This window comes from Saccharothrix sp. BKS2 (assembly GCF_047689505.1).
Taxonomy (GTDB): Bacteria; Actinomycetota; Actinomycetes; order Mycobacteriales; family Pseudonocardiaceae; genus Actinosynnema; species Actinosynnema lopnurensis.
In genome coordinates this window covers 235,944-252,394 of the sequence record NZ_JAUQOL010000009.1, presented here as the reverse complement: position 1 = coordinate 252,394, position 16,451 = coordinate 235,944, and the positions used below count along the sequence as shown (strand labels likewise).

Here is a 16,451-nt window from a genome sequence, read left to right as displayed (position 1 = left end):
TCAACCGTCAATGGCTACGGTCACCCCATGACCGGATCCCCCCTGCACCGCCGCGCCCTCCTCGCGGGCGGTGCCGCGACCGTGCTCGCCGCGACCGGTTTCCACTCGACGGCGCACGCCGCCCCGGACGACCGGACCGCCGGCGCGCGCCGGTTCACGCTGACCGTGCTCGGCACCACCGACCTGCACGGCAACGTCTTCAACTGGGACTACTTCGCCGACCGCGAGTTCGACGACAGCGCCCACAACGACATCGGCCTGGCGAAGCTGTCCACCCTGGTCAAGGCGATCCGCCGGGAGCGCGGCGCGCACCGCACCCTGCTCGTCGACGCGGGCGACACCATCCAGGGCACCCCGCTGGCCTACTACTACGCCAAGGTGGAGCCCATCGGCCGCCGCAAGGCGCACCCGATGGCCACCGCCATGAACGAGCTGGGCTACGACGCCGCGGCCCTGGGCAACCACGAGTTCAACTACGGCATCCCCCTGCTGCGCGAGTTCGAGAAGCAGCTCGACTTCCCGCTGCTGGCCGCCAACGCGGTCGACTCGGCCACCGGCCGGCCCGCGTTCCGCCCCTACGTGGTCAAGACCGTGTGGCGCACCGGCTCCGCGCCGCTGCGGGTGGGCGTCCTCGGCCTGACCAACCCGGGCATCGCCATCTGGGACAAGGCGCACGTCGAGGGGAAGATGACCTTCCCGGGCGTGCTGGAGCAGGCGCGCCACTGGGTGCCGAGGGTCCGCGCCGCGGGGGCCGACCTGGTCGTCGTCGCCGCGCACTCGGGCGCGGACCTGTCCTCCTCGCTGGGCGACCTGCTGCCGTTCCCGGAGAACTGCTCGGCGCTGGTCGCCGAGGAGGTGCCCGGCATCGACGCGATCCTGGTCGGCCACGCGCACACCGAGATCGCGCAGCGGTTCGTCACCAACCGGGAGACCGGGCGGCAGGTCCTGCTGACCGAGCCCCTGTTCTGGGGCAAGCGGCTCAGCGTGATGGAGTTCGACCTGGAGTGGACGCCCCGGCGGGGCTGGCAGCCGACCGCGTCCCGCTCCCGGGTGCTCGACACCACCACCTCGGCCGAGGACCCGGTGATCGTCCGCAAGCTGCGCGACGACCACGAGCGCGTGGTGGCCTACGTGAACTCGAAGATCGGCACGTCCCGGGCCGCGATGTCCGCCGCGACCGCCCGGTACGAGGACACCGCCGTGCTGGACCTCGTCAACCGCGTGCAGGGCGAGGCGCTCAAGGCGGGCCTGGCCGAGGCGCTGCCGGTGCTGTCGCTGGCCTCGCCGTTCAACAAGGCCGCGGCGATCCCGGCGGGCGAGGTGTCGGTGCGCGACGTGGCCGGCCTCTACGTCTACGACAACACCCTGCTCGGCGTGCGGCTCACCGGCGCGCAGCTCAAGGACTACCTGGAGCGCTCGGCGGGCTACTTCAAGGCGGTGGGCACGGCCGGGCCGCACCAGCCCGACGCGCTGACCAACGCCAACGGCACGCCCGACTACCTCTACGACGTGGCCGCCGGCCTGGACGCGCCGCTGACCTACGACATCGACCTGGCCCGACCGGTCGGGCAGCGGGTGGTGGGCCTGGCCTACGACGGTGCGCCCGTGGCGCCCGACCGGGCGTTCGCGGTGGCGGTGAACAACTACCGGCAGTCCGGCGGCGGCAACTTCCCGCACGTGGCCACCGCCCCGGTGCTGCACAACCAGCAGCTGGAGATCCGGCAGCTGATCATCGAGTGGGTGCAGGAGCACGGCGAGATCGACCCGGCCGCGTTCTCCTCCACGGACTGGCGGCTCGTCGTCGACGGTGTCCCGGTGGTGGTGGCGTGACGCTGTCCGACGTGCTGAAGCCGGGGTTGGACGTGCTGTTCTGCGGGATCAACCCCGGTCTGATGTCGGCCTCCCGGGGCCGGCACTTCGCCCGGCCGGGCAACCGGTTCTGGCCCGCGCTGCACCTGTCCGGGTTCACCCCGCGCCGGTTCGACCCGTCCGAGCAGGACGAGCTGCTCGACCTCGGGCTGGGCATCACCAACCTGGTGGCGCGGCCGAGCGCGCGGGCCGACGAGCTGACCGCCGAGGAGCTGCGGGCGGGCGGCGAGCGGCTGACCGAGGTGGCGCGGGAGCACCGGCCGAGGTTCGTGGCGGTGGTGGGCGTGACGGCCTACCGGACGGCGTTCGGGCGCAAGGCGGCCAAGGTGGGGCCGCAGCCCGAGCCCATCGCGTCGTCGCGGCTGTGGCTGCTGCCGAACCCGAGCGGGCTCAACGCGCACTACCGGCTGGCCGACCTGGCGGAGTTGTTCGGCGAGCTGCGGTCAGAGGTCGCGCAGACCGGCTAACACCCGTTCCAGCAGCGTCAGGTCGGGCCCGCCGGGCGCGGCGGCGTTGTGGTGCGCCGCCACCACGCCCATGCCGATCAGGTCGCCGACGAGCACCCGGGCCACGCCCAGCGGCACCGCCAGCAGCGCGGAGACCTCCGCGACCGACCGCGGTCCCGTCGCGCACATCTCGACGATCGAGCGCTGTTCGGAGGTGCTGTCGCGCAGGGCGGTCGTGATGCCGCCGCCCTCCAGCGAGAGCAGCGTCTCCAGCCGCAGGTCGTAGGCGGCGGACGTGCGACCGCCCGTCCACGCGTAGGGGCGGACCAGCGGCCCGGAGAACTCCTCGACCACCGGCTCCGGTTCGGGCTCGGGCGCGCGGCCGGCCGGCACCACCGGCCACGTGTCGCTCCCGGGGTCGGGCAACGGGACGGTCCCCGCCCACCGCTCCGCCTCCGACCCGCCGGGAGGTCTCGGCCGGCGCCCCGCCTCCGACCCGCCGGCGGGAGGTTCCGGGCGGCGCTCCCTCTCCGCCCCGCCGGCGGCGGGTTCCAGCCGGCGCTCCGCCTCCGCTCTGCCGGCAGCAGGTTCCGGACGGCGCTCCCCTTCCTTTCCGCGGACAGCAGGCTCCGGCCGGCGCTCCCCGGGCTCGTCCTTCTCCTCCAGACTGCGGCGCAGGGCGGCGGAGCCGAACCGGGCACCCGTGGCGCCCACCTCGCCGCGCAGGGACCGGCGCCGCCTGACCGGCTTCGGCTGTTCGGGTGGTTGTTCCTCCCACCCGCGGCGGAGGGCCTGCGAGCCGAACCGCGCGCCGGTCGCGCCGATCTCGCCGCGCGGCGACCGACGGCGCCCGCGCTCCGCGCCGCCGGTGGGCTCCGGCTCCGACCTGCCTGTGCTCACATCCCGGGAACCTAGACGCCGGCGCGTCCGGCTGATGTCGATCGTGTTTCGAGTCCGTGCAATCCTCGTTAACCAGGTGCCCGTGCGTCCGCACGTGCACCCGTGCGCGATGATGGGCCGGTGCGGATCCGCGAGGTGGAGATCTCCGACGACATGATCAGGTTGGGCCAGTTCCTCAAGCTGGCCGGCCTGGCGGACAACGGCGCCCACGCCCGTGAGCTGGTCGAAGCCGAAGAGGTGACGGTCAACGGCCGCCCGGAGACCCGCCGCGGCGCCCAGCTCAAGCACGGCGACGTCGTGGCCGTGGGCCCCGAGAAGGCTCGCCTGGTCACCGCGCGCTGACCCATCCGTGAACGACCGCTCACCCTCCCGAACGCTCAACTCGGGGGTCGCGAACGTACGACTCGCCCGGCCTGGACGTACGACTCGCCGGGGTGTCCGCGAGTCGTACGTTCGCGACACCCGTGTCGTACGTTCAGGACCCCCGGGTTGAGCGTTCGGGACAGCAGGGATTGTTCGGGAGAAGTGGTGTTGGTCACCCCTGTCGGGCCGAGTGGGCGGAATTGGTTCACGGCGGTCACCTGAAGTGCCGGTCCCGTTGCGCCGAATAGCTGCTTCCACTCTGTGAAAGGGTGACCCCGGTCCGCCGCGGTGCGGGTTCGCGGGTGACGCGTCCAGTCCTTTTTCCGCTACTTTCCGCACCGGTCCGGTCCGTGCCGGGAGAACCCCTGTAACGCGGTGCGGGCGCGCAGCGATGGTCCTGGTCCGCCACGTCAAAGGCCACTGCGGACGCCTGTCGCCCGGTGCCGACGCGGGTTTTTCCGCCACGCCGGGGGCGGTGACCTGAAGTCACCCGGTGAACCTCCTGGGTGTGCGCCGTGTGCCGCACTGATGAATCAGCATCCGGTCCACCTTCACCGTGTGTGTAACGCGCGACCGGCGTGTGACGAATGACGGTTCGCGAGGCTGAAAAACGCCGACCGCACATTTGCTGCACACCACACGCGGGTCCGTCGGGGATGCCCTGCGAACGATGCACGTCCGTACCGGCTCAACCGGGGGAGCACCACGATGAGCGAGCAGGTCCAGCACGCGAGGCACAGACCCGTCACCCGGGTCCGGGTCACGCGCCGCACCACGCACCCGACCGTCAGCGGCTGGGAACCCGCCTACCGCTACGGCGTGATCGCCGCCGACGTCCTGTGCACCGTCCTGGTCGTCGTGCTCGCGGGCGCCGTGCTCCAGGCCCGGCACGCCTCCTTCGGGCCGCTGCCGATGCTCGCCCTGGAGGCGGTCACGGTCGCGGTGGTCCTCGGCTCGCTGTTCCTCAACCGGGTCTGGAACCCCACGGTGCTCGGCCAGGGCGCGGAGGAGTTCCGCCGCCTGGGCCGCGGCCTGTTCGGCTCCGTCGTCGCGCTGGGCCTGGGCGCCCTCGCCGCGGGGCTGCCCGGCGCCCGCCTGTGGGTCTTCGTCGTCGGACCGGCCGTCGCGCTGGTCGCGTTCCCGGTCCGCTACGCCCTGCGCCGACCGCTGCACCGGGCCCGCGGCGAGGGCCGCTGCCTGCTGCCGGTGCTGGCCGCGGGCAACGTCGACACCGTCGCCGACCTGATCTCCCGCACCCGCCGCGCCCCGCACCTGGGCTGGCGCGTGGACGCGGTGTGCACCGTCGACGGCCGCGCCGAGATCGGCGTGGAGCTGGAGGGCATCCCGGTCGTGGGCCGCTTCGGCGAGCTGGCCGAGCAGGTGCGCCGCGGCGGCTACCGGATCGTCGCGGTCACGCCCGACGCCTACTGGACGCCCCGCCGGCTCCAGCAGCTGGCCTGGGACCTGGAGGGCACCGGCACCGAGATGGTCGTCGCACCCGCCCTGATGGACTTCGCCGGTCCCCGCCTGCACGTCACCGGCGTGCTGGGGATGCCGCTGCTGCGGGTGAGCGAGCCGTCGTTCACCGGCTTCCGCCGCGTGGTCAAGGCGACCGTGGACAAGGTCGGCTCGACCCTGCTGCTGGCCCTGCTCAGCCCGGTGCTGCTGGCGGTCGCGGTGGCGATCATGATCGACACCAGGGGACCGGTGCTCTACAAGCAGCGCCGCGTCGGCAAGGGCGGCGCGACGTTCACCATCCTGAAGTTCCGCACCATGGTCACCGACGCCGACGCGCTGCGCGCCAAGCTCCAGCAGCTCAACGAGGGCGCGGGCGTGCTGTTCAAGATGAAGCACGACCCCCGGGTCACCGCGGTGGGCCGCTTCCTGCGCCGCTACTCCCTCGACGAGCTGCCGCAGCTGCTCAACGTGCTCACCGGCGCGATGTCGCTGGTCGGCCCGAGGCCGCCGCTGCCCGAGGAGAGCGCCAAGTACGGGCCGGACATGCGCCGCCGGCTGCTGGTGAAGCCGGGGCTGACCGGCCTGTGGCAGGTCTCCGGCCGCAGCGACCTCTCCTGGGAGGAGTCCGTGCGGCTCGACCTGCGCTACGTCGAGGACTGGTCGCTGGCCCTGGACGCGCTGATCCTCTGGAAGACCTTCCGCGCCGTGTTCGGCGGGCAGGGGGCGTACTGAGATGACCACCCGGAGCGCCGGCGAGGGCCGCGAGAGGGAGAACGAGATGGACCAGCCGATCGGCATCGCCGTGATCGGCGCCGGCTACTGGGGTCCGAACCTGGTGCGCAACGCCCAGGCCACCCCCGGGCTCAAGCTGCGCTACCTGTGCGACCTGGACACCGAGCGCGCCCGCCGCGTGCTGGGCGACTACTCGACGGTCCGGGTGTCCGGCTCGCTCGACGACGTGCTGGCGGACCCGGCGGTCGACGCGGTCGCCATCGCCACCCCGGCCGCCACCCACCTGCCGGTCGCCCTGGCCGCCCTGCGCGCCGGCAAGCACGTGCTGGTGGAGAAGCCGCTGGCGGCCACCTACGCGGACGGCCTGGAGCTGGTGCGCGAGGCCGAGGACCGCGGCCTGACCCTCATGCTGGACCACACCTTCGTCTACACGCCGACCGTGCAGCACCTGCGGCACCTGGTGCGCGGCGGCGAGCTGGGCACCGTGCAGTACCTCGACTCGGTGCGCATCAACCTCGGCCTCGTGCAGCGGGACGTGGACGTGTTCTGGGACCTCGCGCCCCACGACCTGTCGATCTTCGACGCGATCCTGCCCGACGGCGTGCGCGTCGCCCGGGTCTCCGCGCACGGCTCGGACCCGATCGGCGCGGGCCGCGCCTGCGTCGGCCACCTGACCCTGGAGCTGTCCGACGGCGTGCTGGCCCACGTGCACGTGAACTGGCTGTCCCCGACCAAGATCCGCACCATGGTCGTCGGCGGCTCCCGCCGCACGGTCGTCTGGGACGACCTCAACGCGGTGCAGCGCCTGTCCGTGCACGACCGGGGCGCCGACCGCATCGAGGACGACGAGGACCGCCGCCAGGCGATCATCTCCTACCGCCGCGGCGACACCGTGGCCCCGGCGCTGCCGGAGCGGGAGGCGCTGCGCGGCATGATGGCGGAGTTCGCCGCCTCGATCGCCGAGAAGCGCGCCCCGCTGACCGACGGCTGGTCGGGCCTGCGGGTCCTGGCCACCCTCGAAGCCGCCTCCGCGAGCCTGGCCGCCGGCGGCGCGTTCGTCACCGTCGACCACACCACCCCCACCTCCCTCGTCACCGCGTAAGCACCACCGGAAGGACAGCACCATGTCGGAAGCGGCTCAGCCGATCAGCGGGCAGCGCGCCCTCGTCACCGGAGGGGCGGGCACCATCGGCTCCGCGGTGGTCGACCAGTTGCTCGCCGCCGGCGCCGCCGAGGTGGTGGTGCTGGACAACTTCGTGCGCGGGCGCAGGGAGAACCTGGCCGACGCGACCGCCGCGGCGGGCGACCGGCTCACCGTCGTCGAGGGCGACATCAACGACCGCGCGCTGCTCGCCGAGCTGTCGAAGGGCACCGACCTGGTGTTCCACCTCGCGGCCCTCCGCATCACCCAGTGCGCCGAGGAACCGAGGCTGGCGCTGGAGTGCCTGGTCGACGGCACCTTCACGGTCGTCGAGGCGGCCGCCGCGGCGGGCGTGAAGAAGGTCGTCGCCTCGTCGTCGGCGTCGGTCTACGGCCTGGCCGAGACCTTCCCGACCACCGAGCGCCACCACCCGTACAACAACGACACGTTCTACGGCGCGGCCAAGGCGTTCAACGAGTCGATGCTGCGCAGCTTCAAGGCCATGTACGACCTGGACTACGTGGCGCTGCGCTACTTCAACGTCTACGGCCCCCGCATGGACGCCCACGGCAAGTACACCGAGGTGCTCATCCGCTGGATGGAGCGCATCGCCGCGGGGGAGTCGCCGTTGATCTTCGGCGACGGCGCGCAGACCATGGACTTCGTCCACGTGCACGACATCGCCCGCGCGAACGTCCTGGCGGCCAGGGCCCCGGTCACCGACCAGGTCTACAACATCGCCAGCGCCGAGGAGACCAGCCTCAGGGAGCTGGCCCTGGCGCTGCTGACCGCGATGGACTCGGAACTGCCGCTGGAGCACGGCCCCGAGCGCAAGGTCAACGGCGTCACCCGCCGCCTGGCCGACATCTCCGCCGCCGCCCGCGACCTCGGCTGGAAGCCCGAGATCGGCCTGGTGGACGGGTTGCGCGGACTGGTCGAGTGGTGGGTCGCCCTGGGCGACGACGCCGCCGAGGCGGTCCGGTGATCCCCGTCATGAAGCCCTGGCTGGGCGAGGAGGAGGCGCGGGCGGCCTCCGCCGCCGTGCTGTCCGGCTGGGTCGCGCAGGGCCCGAAGGTGGCCGCGTTCGAGGACGCCTTCGCGCGTCGTGTCGCCGCCCTGCACGCGGTGGCGCTGTCCTCGTGCACCACCGCGCTGCACGTGGCGCTGCACCTGCTCGACATCGGTCCGGACGACGAGGTCGTGGTGCCGTCGCTGTCGTTCATCGCCACCGCCAACGCGGTCCGCTACTGCGGCGCCACCCCGGTGTTCGCCGACGTGGAGCCGGAGACCGGCAACCTGTCCGCGGCGACCGTCGGGCAGGTGCTTACCGAGCGCACCAGGGCGGTGGTCCTGGTGCACCAGGCCGGTGTGCCGGCCGACGTGGAGCAGGTGCGCGCGCTGTGCCGGCCGCGCGGCATCACCGTGGTCGAGGACGCGGCCTGCGCCGCCGGGTCGACCTACCGCGGCGTGCCGGTCGGCGCGGACGCGGAGCTGGCCGCCTGGTCGTTCCACCCGCGCAAGCTGATCACCACCGGCGAGGGCGGGATGCTCACCACGGACCGCGAGCAGTGGGCGGTGCGGGGCAGGCGGCTGCGCGAGCACGGCATGAGCGTCAGCGCGGCGGAGCGGCACAGCGGCGGCGGCGCGGTCGTGGAGAGCTACCTGGAGACCGCGTTCAACTACCGGATGACCGACATCCAGGCCGCGGTGGGCCTGGTGCAGCTGGGGAAGCTGGACGCGATCGTGCGGCGCCGGCGCGAGCTGGCGGCGCGCTACCACGAGCTGCTGGCCGACGTGCCGGGCCTGCGCCTGGTCGGCGACCCCGAGCACGGCACGACCAACTACCAGTCGTTCTGGGTCGTGCTCCCCGAGGACGCCCCGGTGTCGCGCAACGACGTCCTGGCCCGGCTCTCCGCGCGCGGCGTGTCGGCGCGGCGCGGGATCATGGCCTCCCACCTGGAGCCCGCCTACGCGGGCCACCCGCACGTCGACCTGCCGGTGACCGAGATGTTCACCGGCCGGTCGCTGATCCTCCCGCTCTACCACGACCTGGGCGAAGCCGACCAGCTCACCGTGGTCGACGAGTTCAAGGCGGCGCTGGACCTGCCCCTGGTGTCGCGCTAGCGCCACCGGAAGGACCTCCTCCCACCCGCGGGCGGCGCGCCGTCCGCGGGTGGGGCGCGCCGGGCGCCGACTACTTACCGTGACCGCGTGCCGGGTGATCGGCAAGCGGCGGAACACCCCTTGCGCCGGGCTGTAACGCGAGGCGGCATGGCCACGACGATCGGAGCAACAGCGTTGCGCCGGTCGGTGCAGTGTCCAGGTAGTGACTCGCAGTAGTCCTCAGCTCTGTCCGAGAGGTGACCCATGACCGCCCTCCCGTCGCGGGCGAGACCCGCGCTCGCGGTTGACCTGCTGAGGCTGCTGGTGGTGACCGCCCTGGCGGCCTCCCTCCTGGTCGTCGTCGGCGTGTTCCGCGCCCCCGAGGCGGCGGCCGCCCCGTGCACCGCGCCGGTGGTCAACAGGGTCGCGTGCGAGAACGACCGGCAGGGCACCCCGGACTGGCAGGTCGCCTACCGGGACGAGTCGATCCTCGGGTTCACCGCGGACATCAGCGCCACCCCCGGCGGCCGCGTCGACTTCAAGATGCTGACCAGCGCGCCCTCCTACTACCTCGACATCTACCGGCTCGGCTGGTACGGCGGCGTCGGCGCGCACTTCAAGCAGCGCATCACCCGCGCCACCCCGCAGAACCAGGACCCCTGCCGGCGCGGCACCGACGGCAGCGCGCTGATCGACTGCGGCAACTGGAACGTGTCGCTGAGCTGGAACGTGCCCGCGGACGCGGTCTCGGGCCTGTACTACGCGCGGGCGCACCGCAACGACACCGGTGCCGAGAACGAGATCGTGTTCGTCGTCCGCGACGACACCAGCACCTCGAAGATCCTGTTCCAGACGTCGGACTCCACCTGGGTGGCCTACAACCGCTACGGCGGCAACAGCCTGTACTTCGGCGACGGCCCGGGGCAGGGCGGCCAGGCGTACAAGGTGAGCTACAACCGCCCCTACACCGGCGGCGACGGGGACGACAACTTCATCTTCAACGCCGAGTACCCGATGCTGCGGTTCCTGGAGCGCAACGGCTACGACCTGAGCTACACCACCGACGTGGACTCGGCGCGGCGCGGGCACCTCATCAGGAACCACCGGGTGTTCATGGCCGTGGGCCACGACGAGTACTGGTCCAACGAGCAGCGCGCCAATGTGGAGGCGGCCCGCGCGGCGGGGGTGCACCTGGCGTTCCTGACCGGCAACGAGATCTTCTGGAAGACCCGCTGGGAACCCTCCATCGACGACGCCCGCACGGCCTGGCGGACCGTCGCCAGCTACAAGGAGACCAAGGGCACCCAGAACGACAACCTGCCCGACTGGACCGGCACCTGGCGCGACCCGCGCTACCCCGAGCAGGACGGCGGCCGTCCCGAGAACGCGTTGCTGGGCAACATCTTCACCGTCAACGGCCGCCGCGACGACTCGCTCCAGGTGCCCGCCGCGTACGGCAAGATGCGGCTGTGGCGGCACACCGACCTCCAGAACATGGCCGCCGGCTCCACCTACACGTTCCAGCCCGGCACCCTCGGCTACGAGTGGAACACGGTCGAGGACAACGGTTTCCAGCCGCCGGGCGTGGCGCAGCTGTCCCGCACCACGGTCGACATGCCAGAGGGCCCGTACGTGCTCCAGAACCACGGCGACCACTACACCCCCGACACCAAGACCCACGCGATCACCTACTACCGGCACCCGAGCGGGTCGCTGGTGTTCGGCGCGGGCACCGTGCAGTGGGCGTGGGGCGTGGACGACGAGCACGCCTTCCTCACCAACACCCCCACCTCCGACGTCCGGATGCAGCAGGCCACGGTCAACTTCCTGGCCGACATGGGCGTGGCCGCCGCGACCCTCCAGACCGGCCTCGTGCAGGCCACCGCGAGCACCGACGGCGCCGCGCCGACGGTCGCGTTCACCAGCGTCCCGCCGGTGTCGGCGGTCGGCGCCCCCTACACCTTCGGCGGCTCGGTCACCGACACCGGCGGCGGCCGGGTCGCCGGCGTCGAGGTGTCCACCGACGGCGGCACCCGCTGGCACCCGGCGAACTGGCGGGCCGGCCAGGGCACGTGGACGTACACCTACACCCCGGGCAGCTCCGGCCCGGCGAGCCTGCGGGTGCGCGCGGTGGACGACTCGGTGAACCTGTCCACCCCGGTGGTCGCCACGCCGGGCGTGAGCGCCCGCGCCTGCCCGTGCGGGCTGTGGACCGACGCCGACACGCCCGCCGAGGTCGACAGCGGCGACCCGTCGCCGCTGGAGCTGGGCGTGAAGTGGCGCGCCGCCGGCGACGGCTACGTGCGCGGCGTCCGGTTCTACAAGGGCTCCGCCAACACCGGCACGCACACCGGCTCGCTGTGGTCGGCCGCCGGCGACCAGCTGGCCACCGGCACGTTCGTCAACGAGACCGCGAGCGGCTGGCAGACCCTGGTCTTCGCGCAGCCGGTCCAGGTCTTCGCGGGCACCACCTACGTGGTGTCGTACTTCGCCCCCAAGGGCCGCTACTCCTACGACCTGGAGTACTTCCTGCAACAGCGGCGCACCCTGGAGCCGCTCACCGGCCTGAAGAACGGCGAGAACGGCCCCAACGGCCTGTTCCGCTTCGGCTCGTCCGGCTTCCCGACGCAGTCCCACTGGGGCAGCAACTACTGGGTCGACGTGGTGTGGGCGCCGGACCCCGGCCCCGACCTGCGCGCGCCGCTGCTGACGGCCACCGCGCCGCTGGCCGGCGAGGGCACCGTCCCGCTCACCCCGCCGGTCTCCGGCACCTACGACGAGGTCGTCGCGCCCGGCTCCGCCCAGTTCACGCTGACCGGCCCGAGCGGCGCGGTGTCCGGCTCGACCGCGCTGTCCAACGGCGACCGGACGGTCACCCTCACCCCCGCGCAGCCGCTGGCGCCCAACACCTCCTACACGGCGGCGCTGCGCGTGTCGGACGCGGCGGGCAACCAGTCGGTCCGGACGACCTGGTCGTTCACCACCGGCGCGACCAGGCCCGCGGCGTGCCCCTGCACGATCTGGGACGACTTCGCCCGCCCGGCCGTCTACTCGGCCGACGACGGCACCCCGACCGAGGTGGGCACCAAGGTCCGCTTCAACGGCAAGGGCGAGGTGCTGGGCGTCCGCTTCTTCAAGGGCGCGGGCAACACCGGCACCCACACCGGCACCCTGTGGTCCTCCACCGGCCTGCTCCTGGCGACCGGCACCTTCGAGAACGAGACCGCCAGCGGCTGGCAGCGGCTGATCTTCGCCGGACCGGTCCAGGTGCAGGCGAACACGACCTACGTCGTGTCCTACCACGCGCCCAACGGCCGCTACTCGGTCACACCGGGCGGGTTCTCCGGCCAGGGCGCGAGCCACGCGGGCCTGCGGGCGCTCGCCGACGGCGTCGACGGGCCCAACGGCGTCTACCACTACGGCCCCGGCGGCGTGGCGCCGGACAAGACCTACAACGAGACCAACTACTGGGTCGACGTCATCTACCGCAACGGCCTCAACGGCGACACCACGCCGCCCACGTCGACCAACCGCTCGCCGGGGGCCGGCGCCACCGGCGTGGCGGTGACGGCCCCGCTGACGGCGACGTTCAGCGAGGCGGTCGACCCGGCCTCCGCGCAGGTCGAGCTGAGCGACCCGCGCGGCGCGAAGCTCACCGGCTCGCTGTCGCTGTCCGGCGACCAGAGGACGATCACCTGGACGCCGTCCGGCAAGCTCGTGCCGAACACCGCCTACACGGCGAGCGTGCTGATCGCCGACGCCAACGGCAACCCGCTGCCGAACCCGATCACCTGGTCGTTCACCACCGCGACCACGTCGATCTGCCCGTGCTCGCTGTTCAGCCCCGCCACCGTGCCCACGGTGCGGTCGGCCGGCGACTCCGGCACCTACGAGCTGGGCGTGCGGTTCACGCCCACCTCGGGCGGCCGGATCACCGGCGTGAAGTTCTACAAGGGCCCCGAGAACACCGGCGCGCACACCGGCGCCCTGTGGTCGCCCACGGGGCAGGAGCTGGTCAGGGGCACGTTCCAGAACGAGACCGCGACCGGCTGGCAGACGCTCACCTTCGCCACCCCGGTCTACGTGACGGCGGGCGCCACCTACACCGCCTCGTACACCACGACCACGGGCCGGTACGCCGTGGACGGCGAGTACTTCGACGGCCACCAGGTGGTCTCCGGGCCGCTGACCGCGCCCGCGGCCGCCGACGGCGGCAACGGCGTCTACCGCGTGGGCACGGGCCACCCGACGAACTCCTACGCGGGCGGCAACTACTGGGTCGACGTGGTGTACCTGCCGAACGAGGACAACACCCCGCCGGTGGTCAACGGGCGCACCCCGCTCGCCGGCGCCGGCGAGGTCTCGCGCACCGCGCCGCTGACCGCGAGCTTCGACGAGCCGGTGGACCTCGCCTCGGCGCAGTTCACCCTGGTCGACCAGGGCGGCGCGAAGCTCGCGGGCACGCTGTCGCTGTCGGCGAACCAGCAGCAGGTGACGTGGACGCCCGCGGCGCCGCTGGGCGGTGGCACGGCCTACACGGCGAGCCTGCGCATCGCCGACGTCTACGGCAACGCGATGACCGCGCCGACCACCTGGTCGTTCACCACGACCACCGCCGGGAACTGCCCGTGCTCGCTGTTCAGCGCGGCCACCGTGCCCACCGTGGTGTCGGACGAGGCGACCGGACCCCACGAGCTGGGCGTGCGGTTCGTGCCCTCGGCCGACGGCGAGGTCACCGGCGTCCGGTTCTACAAGGGCGCGGGCAACACCGGCACGCACACCGGCACCCTGTGGTCGGCGACCGGGCAGGAGCTGGCGACCGGCACGTTCGTCGACGAGACCGCCACCGGTTGGCAGGCGCTGGTGTTCGACGAACCGGTGCGGGTCAGCGCGGGCACCACGTACGTGGCGTCCTACCACGCGCCCCACGGCCGGTACTCGGTGGACATCGGGTACTTCATGGGCAACTCGGTGACCAGCCCGCCGCTGAGCGCGCCGGCCAGCGCGGAGGGCATGGCGAACGGCCTGTACAAGGGCGACGGGGCGGGCTTCCCGGAGCAGTCCTACGCGGGCAGCAACTACTGGGTCGACGTCGTGTTCACCACCGGATGAGCGCCGTGCGGGTGGGCGCGACCCCGAGGCCCCTGCTGCTCGTGGGCGGCGGCGGACTGGCCCGCGAGGTCCTCGCGGCGGTCCGCCTCCTCCCGGAGCTGTGGCGCCCCGTGGGCGCGCTGGACGACGACCCGGCGCGCCACGGCGCGGACCTGGACGGCCTGCCGGTGCTCGGCGGGTCGGACCTGGTGCACGAGAGGACCGACGCGGCGGTGCTGGTGTGCGTGGCCAACGCGCACCGGCCCCGCGGCCGGCTGGGCGTGGTGGCCCGGCTCGGCCTGCCGGCCGACCGGTACGCGACCCTGGTCCACCCCGCGGCGTCGGTGGCCGCGGGCACGGCGGTGGGACCGGGCTCGGTCCTGCTGGCCGGGGCGGTGGTGACCGCGCCGCTGCGCCTGGGGGCGCACGTGGTCGCCATGCCGCACGTGCTGATCACCCACGACGACGAGGTGGCCGACGGCGCGACGTTCGCCGGCCGCGCGTCCCTGGGCGGGTCGGTGCGCGTCGGGGAGGGCGCCTACCTCGGGCAGGGCTGTGCGGTCCGGGAAGGCGTGTCGATCGGCGCGGGAGCCGTGGTGGGCATGGGCTCGGTGGTGCTCCACGACGTCCCCGCGGGTGAGGTCTGGGCGGGGAACCCCGCCCGACGACTGCGAGAGGGGAACGGTTCGTGATCGACATCCCGCTGGTGGACCTGCGTGCCCAGCACGACCAGGTGGCCGACGAGGTCGCCGAGGGCTGGGCCGAGGTGCTCAAGACCACCGCGTTCATCGGCGGCCGCCAGGTGGCCGCGTTCGAGGAGGAGTTCGCCTCCTACCAGGGCGTCGCGCACTGCGTCGGCGTCGGCAACGGCACCGACGCGATCGAGCTGGCGCTGCGCGCCCTGGAGGTCGGGCCGGGCGACGAGTGCGTGCTGCCCGCCAACACGTTCATCGCCACCGCCGAGGCGGTGGCCCGCGCCGGCGCCACGCCCGTGCTGGTCGACTGCGTGGCCGACACCGGCCTGATCGACCCGTCGCTGGTGCCCGCCGCGCTGTCGCCGCGCACCAGGGCGCTGCTGCCGGTGCACCTGTACGGCCAGGCCGCGCCCGTGGAGGAGCTGCGCGCGTTCGGCGTGCCGATCGTGGAGGACGCGGCGCAGGCGCAGGGCGCGCGGCGGCACGGCGTGGCCGTCGGCGGGCTCGGCGACCTCGCCGCGACCAGCTTCTACCCGGGCAAGAACCTCGGCGCCTACGGCGACGGCGGCGCGGTGCTGACCTCGTCCGAGGAGCTCGCGGGCGCGGTGCGGCTGCTGCGCGAGCACGGGTCGCCGCGCAAGTACGAGCACACCGTGCTGGGCTTCAACAGCCGGCTGGACACGCTCCAGGCCGTGGTGCTGTCGGCGAAGCTGCGCCGGCTGGAGGGCTGGAACGAGGCCCGGCGCGCGGCGGCCGACCGGTACTCGGCGATGCTGGCCGACGTGCCCGGGGTGGTGCCGCCGGTCGTGCTGGAGGGCAACCTGCCGGTGTGGCACCTGTACGTGGTGCGCGTCGCCGAGCGCGACCGGGTGCTCAAGGCGTTGCACGAGGCCGGGATCGGCGCGGGCATCCACTACCCGACCCCGGTGCACCTGACGGGCGCGTTCGAGTCCCTGGGCCACGCGCCGGGCGACTTCCCGGTGGCCGAGGCGGTGGCGGGGGAGATCCTGTCGCTGCCGCTGTTCCCGGAGATCACCCCGGCGCAGCAGGAGCGGGTCGTGGCGGCGCTGGCCGGGGCCGTGCGGTGAGCGGGGTCTTCGTGCACCCGCGCGGGCTGTGCGAGAGCACCGAGGTCGGCGACGGCACGCGGGTGTGGGCGTTCGCGCACGTGCTGCCCGGGGCCCAGGTCGGTCGGGACTGCAACATCTGCGACGGCGCGTTCGTCGAGGGCGGCGCGGTGCTCGGGGACAACGTGACGGTGAAGAACGGCACGCTGGTGTTCGACGGCGTGGTGTGCGAGGACGACGTGTTCCTCGGGCCGAACGTGCTGTTCACCAACGACCTGCGACCGCGCGCGGCGATCAAGCGCGGCGGTGCGGAGCTGCTGGCCACGGTGGTGCGGCGGGGCGCGACGCTCGGCGCGGGCACCGTGGTGGTGTGCGGGGTGGAGGTCGGCGAGCACGCGTTCGCCGGGGCCGGCTCGGTGGTGACGAGGGACGTGCCGGCGCACGCGTTCGTGGCGGGCAACCCGGCGCGGCACAAGGGCTGGGTGTGCGCCTGCGGGCAGCGCCTGGACGCCGTGCTGGAGTGCCCGGACTGCGGCAACCGCTACGCGGAGGGCGACAAGGGCCTGGTGCCGGCCTGATCGGGTGA

12 protein-coding genes are annotated in these 16,451 nt (G+C 73.3%); 11 read left to right on the top strand and 1 reads right to left on the bottom strand.

The window, feature by feature from the left end; all coding sequences use genetic code 11:
• Positions 1-27: 27 nt before the first annotated feature.
• A complete protein-coding gene (locus Q5530_RS21035; protein ID WP_415364435.1) occupies positions 28-1,830 on the top strand; it encodes a bifunctional metallophosphatase/5'-nucleotidase in 1,803 nt (600 codons plus the stop codon).
• Positions 1,827-2,336: a G/U mismatch-specific DNA glycosylase gene (gene mug / locus Q5530_RS21030; protein WP_415364433.1), complete on the top strand. Its 510-nt coding sequence runs from the start codon at positions 1,827-1,829 to the stop codon at positions 2,334-2,336. The genes Q5530_RS21035 and mug overlap by 4 nt, the downstream gene beginning before the upstream one ends.
• Here the strand turns inward: mug and Q5530_RS21025 are convergent.
• The gene (locus Q5530_RS21025) at positions 2,313-3,215 is read right to left on the bottom strand and encodes a DUF742 domain-containing protein (protein WP_415364431.1); all 903 of its coding nucleotides are present in this window, start codon (positions 3,213-3,215) and stop codon (positions 2,313-2,315) included. The genes mug and Q5530_RS21025 overlap by 24 nt on opposite strands.
• A 120-nt stretch (positions 3,216-3,335) precedes the next feature.
• Between Q5530_RS21025 and Q5530_RS21020 the strand changes: the two genes are divergently transcribed.
• The 9 genes from Q5530_RS21020 (at position 3,336) to Q5530_RS20980 (ending at position 16,443) form a co-directional block, all read left to right on the top strand.
• Complete coding sequence (locus Q5530_RS21020) at positions 3,336-3,557, top strand: RNA-binding S4 domain-containing protein (protein WP_415364429.1); 222 nt, start codon at positions 3,336-3,338, stop codon at positions 3,555-3,557.
• A gap of 729 nt (positions 3,558-4,286) precedes the next feature.
• Positions 4,287-5,768, top strand: coding sequence for a sugar transferase (locus tag Q5530_RS21015; protein WP_415364428.1), 1,482 nt, complete (start codon positions 4,287-4,289; stop codon positions 5,766-5,768).
• Position 5,769: 1 nt separating this feature from the next.
• Positions 5,770-6,870 (top strand): Gfo/Idh/MocA family protein, encoded by a 1,101-nt coding sequence (locus Q5530_RS21010; protein WP_415364427.1) that lies wholly within the window; start codon positions 5,770-5,772, stop codon positions 6,868-6,870.
• 22 nt (positions 6,871-6,892) lie between these two features.
• Positions 6,893-7,894: an SDR family NAD(P)-dependent oxidoreductase gene (locus Q5530_RS21005; RefSeq protein WP_415364425.1), complete on the top strand. Its 1,002-nt coding sequence runs from the start codon at positions 6,893-6,895 to the stop codon at positions 7,892-7,894.
• Positions 7,891-9,033, top strand: a complete 1,143-nt coding sequence (locus Q5530_RS21000; protein WP_415364424.1) for a DegT/DnrJ/EryC1/StrS family aminotransferase — start codon at positions 7,891-7,893, stop codon at positions 9,031-9,033. Before Q5530_RS21005 ends, Q5530_RS21000 begins: the two co-directional genes overlap by 4 nt.
• 243 nt (positions 9,034-9,276) lie before the next feature.
• The gene (locus Q5530_RS20995; protein ID WP_415364422.1) at positions 9,277-14,124 is read left to right on the top strand and encodes a DUF4082 domain-containing protein; all 4,848 of its coding nucleotides are present in this window, start codon (positions 9,277-9,279) and stop codon (positions 14,122-14,124) included.
• Complete coding sequence (locus Q5530_RS20990; protein ID WP_415364420.1) at positions 14,121-14,795, top strand: NeuD/PglB/VioB family sugar acetyltransferase; 675 nt, start codon at positions 14,121-14,123, stop codon at positions 14,793-14,795. The genes Q5530_RS20995 and Q5530_RS20990 overlap by 4 nt, the downstream gene beginning before the upstream one ends.
• Positions 14,795-15,886: a DegT/DnrJ/EryC1/StrS family aminotransferase gene (locus Q5530_RS20985; RefSeq protein WP_380637144.1), complete on the top strand. Its 1,092-nt coding sequence runs from the start codon at positions 14,795-14,797 to the stop codon at positions 15,884-15,886. The genes Q5530_RS20990 and Q5530_RS20985 overlap by 1 nt, the downstream gene beginning before the upstream one ends.
• Positions 15,883-16,443, top strand: a complete 561-nt coding sequence (locus Q5530_RS20980) for an acyltransferase (protein WP_415364418.1) — start codon at positions 15,883-15,885, stop codon at positions 16,441-16,443. The genes Q5530_RS20985 and Q5530_RS20980 overlap by 4 nt, the downstream gene beginning before the upstream one ends.
• The last annotated feature ends 8 nt before the right edge of the window (positions 16,444-16,451 follow it).